Annotated in this window: 12 protein-coding genes and 1 pseudogene; 2 read left to right on the forward strand and 11 right to left on the reverse strand. The window is 27.8% G+C overall.

All coding sequences use genetic code 11. The annotated features are described in order from the left end of the window. Positions 1–6: 6 nt before the first annotated feature. The 9 genes from ACTTBM_RS05480 to ACTTBM_RS05520 all read right to left on the reverse strand — a co-directional run bounded on the left by ACTTBM_RS05480 (position 7) and on the right by ACTTBM_RS05520 (position 6,404). Positions 7–177: a hypothetical protein gene (locus ACTTBM_RS05480; protein WP_428080472.1), complete on the reverse strand. Its 171-nt coding sequence runs from the start codon at positions 175–177 to the stop codon at positions 7–9. Between the two features lie 72 nt (positions 178–249). Then, positions 250–582 carry a HesB/IscA family protein gene (locus ACTTBM_RS05485; protein ID WP_075506524.1) on the reverse strand — a complete coding sequence of 111 codons (333 nt, stop codon included), beginning with the start codon at positions 580–582 and terminating at the stop codon, positions 250–252. Continuing rightward, complete coding sequence (locus ACTTBM_RS05490) at positions 582–881, reverse strand: SUF system Fe-S cluster assembly protein (RefSeq protein ID WP_440635041.1); 300 nt, start codon at positions 879–881, stop codon at positions 582–584. Before ACTTBM_RS05490 ends, ACTTBM_RS05485 begins: the two co-directional genes overlap by 1 nt. Before the next feature lie 2 nt (positions 882–883). Next, the gene (sufU, locus tag ACTTBM_RS05495) at positions 884–1,348 is read right to left on the reverse strand and encodes a Fe-S cluster assembly sulfur transfer protein SufU (protein ID WP_262589517.1); all 465 of its coding nucleotides are present in this window, start codon (positions 1,346–1,348) and stop codon (positions 884–886) included. Next, positions 1,345–2,565, reverse strand: coding sequence for an aminotransferase class V-fold PLP-dependent enzyme (locus ACTTBM_RS05500; protein WP_440635042.1), 1,221 nt, complete (start codon positions 2,563–2,565; stop codon positions 1,345–1,347). Before ACTTBM_RS05500 ends, sufU begins: the two co-directional genes overlap by 4 nt. Beyond that, positions 2,562–3,800, reverse strand: a complete 1,239-nt coding sequence (gene sufD, locus ACTTBM_RS05505; protein WP_440635043.1) for a Fe-S cluster assembly protein SufD — start codon at positions 3,798–3,800, stop codon at positions 2,562–2,564. The genes ACTTBM_RS05500 and sufD overlap by 4 nt, the downstream gene beginning before the upstream one ends. Further along, positions 3,800–4,534, reverse strand: a complete 735-nt coding sequence (gene sufC, locus ACTTBM_RS05510; protein WP_440618646.1) for a Fe-S cluster assembly ATPase SufC — start codon at positions 4,532–4,534, stop codon at positions 3,800–3,802. The genes sufD and sufC overlap by 1 nt, the downstream gene beginning before the upstream one ends. Beyond that, entirely contained in the window at positions 4,535–5,977 is a 1,443-nt protein-coding gene (gene sufB / locus ACTTBM_RS05515) for a Fe-S cluster assembly protein SufB (protein WP_262589522.1), read from the reverse strand. 1 nt (position 5,978) lies between these two features. Continuing rightward, positions 5,979–6,404, reverse strand: a complete 426-nt coding sequence (locus tag ACTTBM_RS05520) for an Rrf2 family transcriptional regulator (protein ID WP_440614619.1) — start codon at positions 6,402–6,404, stop codon at positions 5,979–5,981. Positions 6,405–6,552: 148 nt separating this feature from the next. Between ACTTBM_RS05520 and ACTTBM_RS05525 the strand changes: the two genes are divergently transcribed. Next, on the forward strand, positions 6,553–7,197 hold the full coding sequence (locus ACTTBM_RS05525) for an alpha/beta hydrolase (protein WP_440635048.1): 645 nt from the start codon (positions 6,553–6,555) through the stop codon (positions 7,195–7,197). On the opposite strand, the gene ACTTBM_RS05530 is transcribed toward ACTTBM_RS05525, so the two are convergent. Next, positions 7,194–8,333: an anhydro-N-acetylmuramic acid kinase gene (locus ACTTBM_RS05530; protein WP_440635044.1), complete on the reverse strand. Its 1,140-nt coding sequence runs from the start codon at positions 8,331–8,333 to the stop codon at positions 7,194–7,196. The genes ACTTBM_RS05525 and ACTTBM_RS05530 overlap by 4 nt on opposite strands. 45 nt (positions 8,334–8,378) lie before the next feature. On the opposite strand from ACTTBM_RS05530, the gene tyrS reads away from it, so the two are divergent. Continuing rightward, a complete protein-coding gene (gene tyrS / locus ACTTBM_RS05535; RefSeq protein WP_440635045.1) occupies positions 8,379–9,608 on the forward strand; it encodes a tyrosine--tRNA ligase in 1,230 nt (409 codons plus the stop codon). Here tyrS and ACTTBM_RS05540 read toward each other — a convergent pair. Beyond that, positions 9,605–10,561: pseudogene (locus tag ACTTBM_RS05540) on the reverse strand (hypothetical protein); the annotation flags it as partial. The gene tyrS and the pseudogene ACTTBM_RS05540 sit on opposite strands and share 4 nt — an antisense overlap.

Below are 10,561 nucleotides of genomic sequence, written 5' to 3' on the forward strand. Positions count from 1 at the left end.
ATTTAATTACTGTCTGGTTGTTGCAATTGTATCTTTGTTAATACCTTTTTTAACAACGTAATCTTGAGTACCGTTTGCACCGGTCTCAACTTCTTTACGTAAATCTTTAAAGAAAGTTCTTTCTTTAATTGTATCTTTTAAGTTTTTAACAAGATTTTTAAATTCAAATTTGTTCATACCTAAATATATATACTAGGTATGCGTATGATGCAATACTGATATGCATTAAATGGGAATATTCAACTTTTGCTAGATTTTAAAGGATTCCCCGCATCCACATCTTTCTGTTTCGTTGGGATTATTGAATACAAACGAAGAAGATAGCTCTTCTTTTTTGTAATCCATTTCTGTTCCAAGCAAATACATAATAGCTGCAGAATCGACAAATACTTTCACACCTTTTTCCTCAATGACTTCATCATTTGGATTTACTTCTTTGGTATACTCCATGACGTAAGACATGCCAGCACAACCTCCTGATTTAACTGAAACTCTTACACCTAAAGAGTCTTTTTCTGCATTAGACATAATTTCTTTAATTCTTTCCGCAGCATTATCACTTAATTTAATAATTGGATTCATTATAAATTTAACTCCAGTTTTGCAGCTTCTGACATCATATCCTTATTCCAAGGTGGGTCCCAAACTAATTCAAGATGAACGTCCTCAATACCCTCAACTTGCATTGCACCATCTTTAACTTCTTTAGGTAAACTTTCAGCAACTGGACAATTAGGAGTAGTCAAAGTCATTTTAATTTTTGCAAATTTATCATCCTCAACTTTAATATCATAAATCAAACCTAGTTCATAAATATTCACTGGTAACTCAGGATCATAAATTTTTCTAATTTCTTCAATAATTTGATCTTTTTTCGACATAATTAATTTTCTGTTTTAACCTCATCAGTTTTATTATCAAAAGCTGAGACTAGCGTATGCCAAGATAGTGTAGCGCACTTTACTCTCATTGGATATTGTTTTACTCCAGATAAACACATTAGTTTTGTTTTTTCATCTTCTTTAAGATTTTCTGATTTAAGCTCAGGATTTTCTTTAATCATCCCCAAAAAATCTTCAACAATTTCTTTTGCTTCATTTTCGTTTTTACCTTTAATTAAATCAGTCATTATTGATGCAGAAGCCATAGAAATTGCGCAACCACTACCTTCAAAAGAAATATCTTCTACAATTCTTTGACCATTTAATTTTAAATAGACATGAACGTTATCACCACACAGTGGATTGTTGCCTTTGGCATCTTTATTAAAATCTTCTGTCTTACGAAGATTTCTTGGATTTTTTCCGTGCTCTAAAATTATTTCTTGATATAATTCTTTTAAATTCATTTTAAATTAAATATTTTCTTACAGTTATTTATTGCATCATTAAGTTTATCTAAATCTTCTTTGGTATTGTATATTCCAACGGAAGCTCGTGCGCTCGCTGGTATATTAAGTTTGTCATGTAAAATTTGACAGCAATGATGACCTGCTCTTATTGCAACTCCGTCTTCATCTAAAATTGTTGCGATGTCATGAGGATGTACACCTTCTAAAGTGAAAGACAAAACTCCACCTTTATTTTTTGGATTTCCAATTAATTTTACTGAATTATTTTTTTTTAATAATTCCTGACCATACTCAACTAATTCCGCTTCATGTTTCATAACATTTTCAATACCTATGCTCTCCAGAAATTTAATTGATTGATCAAAAGCAATAACTTGCGCTGTAGCCATAGTTCCAGCTTCATATTTATTAGGTAAATCACCGTAGGTAATTCTATCTTTTTTAACCTCTCTAATCATTCCGCCACCACCTTGATAAGGAGGAAGTTCATCCAACCACTTTTTCTTACCATAAAGAACCCCTAATCCTGTAGGGCCATACATTTTATGACAAGAAATTGCATAAAAATCACAATCTAAGTCTTGCATATCTAGCTTCAAATGAGGAGCTCCTTGGCAACCATCTACGACAACTATTATTCCTTTTGAATGTGCTAAATCAGTAATTTCTTTTACTGGTAATATTGCTCCAGTCACATTTGATAAGTGAGTAATTGAAATAACTTTTGTATTAGGAGTAATTTTCTTTTCAATTTCTTCTAGTGTTATTTCTCCCTCTTCATTTATTTCTGCAAAATTAATTTTTATATTTTTAGATTTTCTTAAAAAATGCCAAGGTACATAATTCGAATGATGTTCTAATTCGGTAATTAATATTTCATCACCTTCGTTTAAATGATTTTGACCTAATGTATTTGCAACAAGGTTTAATGCTTCGGTAGCACCTTTAGTAAATACTATTTCATTTTTATCTTTAGCATTAATATATTTTTGAACTGATGTTCTAGTATTTTCATATAAATTTGTTGCAGCAACCGCAAGATAGTGAACACTTCTACCAACATTAGAAAATTGTTTGGTATAAAATTCATTAATTCTATCTACCACTACTTTTGGTTTTTGTGATGAATTTGCACTATCTAAATAAACCAAATCATTATTTTGGATTTTCTCATCAAATATTGGAAATTCTTTTTTAACCTGATCTATGTTCATACATTTATACCTGATAATTTTTTAACTAATTTTTTTACATCTTCATTAGAAATTTTTTCAATTACCTCGTTTAAAAAACCATTTGTTAATAATTTTTTTGATTCTGAATAACTGAGACCTCTAGACATTAAATAAAAAATTGAATTTTCATCAATATTTCCTGATGTAGATCCATGTGAACATTTAACATCGTCTGCATATATTTCTAATTCTGGTTTCGCATTAAATTCAACACTTTCATTTAACAATAAAGCTCTACTTAATTGGTATCCATCTGTTTTTTGTGCTTCAGGACTTACAAAAATTTTACCTTGATAAATGCCTTTTGATTTATCATTCAATACACTTTTAATTAATTGATAACTTTTACAATTTTCTTTTTTATGATTAATTACAGTTTTTATTTCATGATGTTTTTCATTTTCTAAATTGATAATTCCATTTAATGCAACAGAACCATATTCATCATCTAGATTGCAATTGATATCTTGTTTTATAAACTTAGAACCTTCTGATAAAATAAAATATTCTAAATGACTATTTTTAGATAAATTAATATCTTTGTTGAAATACTTTATATTTTCTGAAGTATTTGAGTCTAGACTATAGTTTTTTAAAATTGAATTCTCTCCAATCTTAATTTTTTGTCTAAAATTAATGAAATTTTTTTCAGAATTTTCATTTAAAAAATTAACTACACATAATGAACTGTCATCTTCTAAATTAATATCTACTCTAGAATTAATTGCAGAAGATTTTAAACCATCACTTAAATAATTAAATAAAATCAATGGTTTTTTAACATTGTAACCTTTTTTAACAGTAATTTTCGAAACACTTGTAAGAAATGCTGAATTCAAATTTAAAAGAGTATTTTGATAAATAGTATCATCTAAGTCTAAATTCTGATCGACTAAGATTTTATCTTTATCTTCGTGTTTAAAATCAAAATCATATAATTTTCCATCAACAAAACTTATTTTATTATGTTCAAAATCTAGTGGAAAATCTTTTTCTTCAAAAATTTTATTTTGATCAACAATAAAATTTAAATTGTCAAAATTTTTTGAAATAATTTGATTTATATCTGAAAATTTCCAATCCTCATTTCTTTTATTTGGTAAACCTTTTTCAAAATAATTATTAAAATTTTCTTGTTTAATTTTTTTCTGACTATCAGAAAAATTATTTAGACTAATAATTTTATCAAAATTTAATTTAAGTTCACTTTGCATTAATTAAAATCCTCATAACCTACTTTTTCTAATTCTTTTGCTAATTCAAAATCACCAGATTTAATAATTTGTCCATTTTTAAGAACATGAACAAAATCAGGTTTGATATAATCTAACAATCTTTGATAATGAGTTATTATTAAAAAAGAATTGTTTTTATTTCTTAGTGAATTAACTCCTTCTGAAACTATTCTTAAAGCATCTATATCTAATCCCGAATCTGTTTCATCTAGAATTGATAATTTTGGATTTAAGATAGACATTTGTAAAATTTCATTTTTTTTCTTTTCTCCACCTGAAAACCCAACATTTAGTTGACGGTTTAAAATTTTTTCATCAAATTTTAGTTCTGCTGATTTTTCTTTTATTAATTTTAAAAATTCAATTGCATCTAGCTCTTTTTCACCTCTAGCTTTTTTAATTGCATTTATTGATGTTTTTAAAAAAGTGTTTGTATTAACACCTGGTATTTCCATTGGATATTGGAAAGCTAAAAAAATTCCTTTATGAGCTCGTTCTTCTGTTTCTAATTCTAATAAGTTTTCTCCATCAAATGTAACTTTGCCATTTATTTCATAACCTTTTTTGCCTGACAAAATATTTGATAATGTGCTTTTTCCAGATCCATTTGGACCCATAATCGCATGAACTTCACCTGGTTTAATATCTAAATTTAAACCTTTTAATATTTCTTTTTCATCAATCTTTGCTTTAAGATTTTCTATCGATAACATCTATCCAACACTCCCCTCTAAACTAATACCTACAAGTTTTTGAGCTTCTACTGCAAATTCCATAGGCAATTGCTGCAGAACTTCTTTACAAAAACCGTTTACAATTAAACTAACTGCCTCTTCTTGATTTAATCCTCTTTGATTACAGTAATATAGTTGTTCATCACTAATTTTTGATGTTGTTGCTTCATGTTCTATATTTGATTTAAGATTTTTGTTCTTGATGTAAGGAATTGTATGAGCTCCACATTTGTTACCCATTAATAAAGAGTCACATTGAGTAAAGTTTCTAGAATTATCGGCTTTTGAAGATATATCTACTAATCCTCTATACATCATATCTGATTTGCCTGCTGAAATTCCTTTTGAAATTATTTTACTTTTTGTGTTTTTTCCTAAATGTATCATTTTAGTTCCAGTGTCAGCTTTTTGATGATTGTTTGTAATCGCTATAGAATAAAACTCACCTACTGAATTATCACCTTTCAAAATACAACTTGGATATTTCCAAGTAATTGCTGAACCAGTTTCTACTTGGGTCCAAGAAATTTTAGAATTTTTACCTTTGCATAATCCTCTTTTAGTAACAAAATTATATATTCCACCTTTTCCATCCTTATCTCCTGGATACCAATTTTGAACTGTTGAATATTTTATTTCTGCATCGTCAAGAGCAATTAATTCAACATTAGCTGCATGTAATTGATTTTCATCTCTCATTGGAGCTGTACATCCTTCTAGGTAGCTTACATAACTTCCTTTATCAGCTATGATTAATGTTCTTTCAAATTGTCCTGTTTCTGATGCATTGATCCTAAAGTAAGTAGACAACTCCATAGGACATTTAACATTTTCTGGAATGTATACAAATGAGCCATCAGTAAAAACTGCAGAATTAAGAGTTGCAAAAAAATGATCAGTTGTAGGAATAACTGATCCAAGATATTTTTTAACTAATTCAGGATGTTTTTGAATAGCTTCAGACATCGAGCAAAATATAATTCCTTGCTTGGTAAGTTCTTCTTTAAAAGTAGTTGCAACAGAAACAGAATCGAAAACTGCATCAACAGCAATACCATTTAATCTTGCTTGCTCCTGTAGGGGAATTCCTAATTTTTTATATGTCTCTAATAATTTAGGATCAAGATCATCTAAACTTTTTGGTTTATCTTTCATGCTTTTGGGAGCTGAGTAGTAGTAAAGATCCTGATAATCTATTTTAGGATATTTTGGTTTCTGCCAATCAGGTTCTTTTAATTGTTTAAACCTTTCAAAAGCTTTTAATCTAAAATCTAACATCCATTGAGGTTCTTTTTTAATATTAGAGATAAATTTTATTACATCCTCATTTAAACCCTTAGGAGCTTTTGTATTTTCTATATCTGTTGAAAAACCATATTTGTAATCTTTCAAACTATCAATTTCTTTCTGCCTACTATCCATACTATACTCTGTTCTCTTTATTGTTTTTTAATAAGTCGTTTAAGCTTTTATTTTCAAAGAAAGTATTAATATGAACCTCAAGTTCATCCCATAGATTGTGTGTAATACATTTCGTAGCTTTACCGTTACAACCTTTTTTAGATTCTTTTTTACACTGAACAGTCTTAACTTTCTCATCTACTGCATTGAAAATATTTGTAAGTTTTATTTCACTAGGGTCTTTTGATAAAATGTAACCTCCTTGATTACCTCTAATACTTTTCACAATTTGATTTTTTTTAAGTTTTGAAAATATTTGCTCTAAAAAATCTAATGAAATTCCTTGTCTTAAAGAAATGTCTCTTAATGATACTGGGTTGATATTATCAAACCTTGCTAGATCAACTAATGCCATTACGGCATATCTTCCTTTTGATGTTAGTTTCATTTTTACCCTTAAAATTTGGCTTTTTATACATACCCGACTAAAATGGTCAAGTTTATAAAGTAAAAAAAGACTACCATTTTGTCGCTCAGTTGTGATAAACGTACATTTTTTTTGAGAACAATAATCAATTGCATATATGGATAATAAAATTTTAGAAATTTTTATACCTGGACCTGCTGGTAGATTAGAAGCTAAATATTATAAAAGTAAAAAAAATACTTCTCCTATTGCATTAGTCCTACAGCCTCATCCGCAGTATGGGGGAACCATGAACAATAAAGTAGTTGTAGATACATTTCATACATTCATGGAAAATGATTTTTCAGTTTGCAGAGTAAACTTCAGAGGAGTTGGAAAAAGTGATGGGGAATTTGATAATGGTCAAGGTGAACTGGCAGATGCTGCAGCAGCACTAGATTGGTTGGAAAGAGAAAATTTTGATAATTCGCAATGTTGGGTTTCTGGATTTTCTTTTGGTTCTTTGATTGCAATGCAGCTGCTTATGAGAAGACCAGAAATAAATAGATTTATAGCCATATCTCCACAACCTAATGTCTATGATTTTTCTTTTTTATCTCCATGTCCAACATCTGGGATGGTTGTTTATGGAAAAAAAGATGAGTTGGTGCCAATAGAATATATTACTGAATTGGATAAAAGATTAAGCGCTCAAAAAGGTATCAAAGTTGAATTTCAAACTATAACAGAAGCAAATCATTTCTTTTCTAAAACTGATGACGCTTTAACAAAAACTTTGGATAAATATATAAAAAAAGAAACAGCTTTATATTAATAATTATTTACTAGTTTGCCTCCAATGACTGGGGCATTACATCTTGTCGTACTTGGAAAAGAAATTGGTAAATTTAATTTAGATCTGATTGCTAAATAAGCAAACGCTTGGGACTCGATATAATCTCCATTCAGTTGAAAATTATCTATCACATCAAAATCATTCTTATTTAAATTTGAATTTCTAATAATTGATTCAATCAAAAATTTGTTCTTTCGACCTCCACCACAAAATAAATATTTGTTAGAATTATTTTTATTTAAGAATTTAATTCCTTCTGCAATCAAATATGATGTAAATTCTGTAATTGTTGAACACCCGTCTTCTAAAGATAAACCTTTTGCAAAAGATATATCAAATTCTTTTACATCAAGTGATTTTGAATAAGTCTCAATTTTGAAATTATCTATTGCTTGATTTAGAATTAATTGATCAATTTTTCCAGATTTTGCAATCTTACCATCTTCATCAAAGGTTAAATTTGAATTATTCCTGATCCATTCATCTATTAAACAATTACCTGGGCCAATATCATAAGCAATTAAATCATTTTCTATATTATTGGAAATATCATTTATTATTGTAGCATTGGATATTCCTCCAATGTTAACAATGCAAATAGGTTGAGCTGAATTATCTTTTTCTTTATTTAAAAAATTATTAACTAATAATCTGTGGTAAATTGGTGTTAGAGGTGCTCCTTGACCATTGTTATCAATATCTGCTTGTCTAAAATCATAAATTACTGGTTTTTTTAATAATTGAGATAACAAATTGCCATCACCTAGTTGTTTAGTAATTTTAATTTGAGGGTTATGGAAAATCGTTTGACCATGAAAACCTATAAGATCAATTTCATTTTTTATTGCTATTTTGCTGATCTTTTCAGCATGAAAAATAGTTAAATCTCTCTCCAAATCACTCAATTCCTTAGAATATTTTGTCAAATCTTCACTACTTTTAATTTTGTCTCTTAAGGTTGATAATTGCCTATAGAGATGAATATCGTACTCAAAGTATTGATCAAAAATTAGTTCTACCTCATCATATCCGTCAGATTTAATTATTGAAACATCGACTCCATCCATAGATGTGCCGCTCATTAAACCCATAGCTGAAAATAATTTTTTTTTCATTGATATTATTTTTAAAAAAAATTTGTATATAATAACTATAGTCTTATGAATAAATTTTTAAAAGAATTTAAAGATAGAGGATATTTCTATCAATGTACTAGTGAAGCTGACTTATCTAATTTATTAGATAAAGAAAAAATTAAAGCTTATATTGGATTTGATTGCACTGCTGAAAGTTTGCATGTTGGTAGTTTGTTGCAAATCATGTGTTTGAGATTATTACAAAAAAATGGTCACCGACCAATAGTATTATTGGGAGGTGGAACAACAAGAATAGGTGATCCCTCAGGAAAAGATAAAACAAGAAAAATTTTAGATGAAAATGAAATTGAAAAAAATATTAAAAATATTCAAAATATCTTAAAAAAATTTCTAGACAGTGACGATCCAAAAACTTCACCTATTTATGTCAATAATTATACTTGGCTTAAAGATTTAAATTATATTTCTTTTCTAAGAGATATAGGAAAACATTTTACCATTAATAGAATGCTTACATTTGATAGTGTAAAGCTAAGATTAGAAAGAGAACAATCACTTAGTTATATGGAGTTTAATTACATGATACTCCAAGCCTATGATTTTTTAGAATTAAATAAAAAAGAAAATTGTGTTCTACAAATAGGTGGTTCTGATCAATGGGGAAACATTGTAAATGGTGTCGAGCTTATTAAAAGATATTCTAATAATCAATCATATGGTCTAACAACGCCACTTATTACTTTAGCCACAGGTGCAAAAATGGGAAAGACTGAAAATGGCGCTATTTGGTTAGACGAAAAATATTTATCAGCTTATGACTACTGGCAATTTTGGAGAAATGTTGATGATCGGGATGTAATTAAATTTTTAAAAATGTTTACTGATATTGATATAAGCGAAATCAATGCTTTAGAGGAAAAAAATATTAATGAATTAAAAATATTGTTAGCAAACAAAGCAACAGCTATGTTACATGGAGAAGATGCTGCTCAAAATTCTGAACAAGCAGCAAAAGAAGCATTTTCTGGAAATTCTTTGGGCTCTAACTTACCAAGTGTTAAAATTGAAACAAAACAATTAGAAAATAATGTCAATATAATTGATTTAATAATTTTATCTAAAGCAGAAAATTCAAAAAGTGAGATAAGAAGATTAATTAAGGGTAAAGCTATTAAGATTAATGATGCTGTAGTATCAGATGAAAAATTTATTATTAATCAGGAGCTATTCACAGAGAATTATTTAAAGCTTTCTATAGGTAAAAAAAGGCACATTAAAATTGAATTAAGTTAGTTTCTTTTAATTTTTTCGAGAGTTCTAGTTATAAATCTTGGAGTTAATGTTTTTATTGGGTTTACTGAGGTTTCAAGATCTTTTGGTGGTCCTTTTATTTTAAAACTTACCCCAAAAACACCCTCTCCTGTTTTATTACCAACTAAAATTTTACCTAATAATGGAATTTTACTTATTGTTTTATTTATAGTTGTTGCTGGCACCAAAGTCCCTCTTAGACTTACCAATTTTTCTTCTTCAACATAACCACTCATTAATATCGAAATAGCTGGGCCAATTGCATAAAGTTCATCTATTGTCATAAGATTTTTTTGGTTATTGAATTTCATTTCAAACTCATCAAATCTTATTCCTTCTCCAGTTAAAATATCAGCAATGCCTTGTAAAGAAGCTAGTGTTAAAAGTTTTGTCAATGCTGGAACTTCTTTTAATTTAAAATCAAATATTCTCAAATTTGATACTGATTTTCCATTTATTTTTGTCGATATAAAATCTAAGTTACCTTCATCAAATCCTTTTATAAATTTATATCTTTTCACTAATGGTTTTGCTCTAGATGAATAAAGTTTAGTTATTTTTTCGCCGTTATCCTTTGTTTCAATAGAAAAAATTATGTTTTTATTATTTTCAAAATTTGCAGATAAATTTGCATCAACAACTTTATTATCTTTAATCAAAATTGACCCTTGTAAATTTTTAACAAAATTAATTTCATCTATATAAATTTCATTCAGATTTAAGCCCAATTTAAAATTATTCTTAAAAATTTTATTTTCTTTTTCTTTTTTACTCTCAAGTAAATTTGTTACGATTGAATTAGCATTCAAGAATAATCCATTTAATCTATAATTGTTTTGGTTTTGTCTTTGAATAATAAATTGATTATCTTTATTTTCTGTATCGATATAATCAAAATCAATTTTATCAAATCTATCTATTAAATAATCTTTATC

This window comes from Candidatus Pelagibacter sp. HIMB1746 (assembly GCF_052047555.1).
GTDB lineage: Bacteria > Pseudomonadota > Alphaproteobacteria > Pelagibacterales > Pelagibacteraceae > Pelagibacter.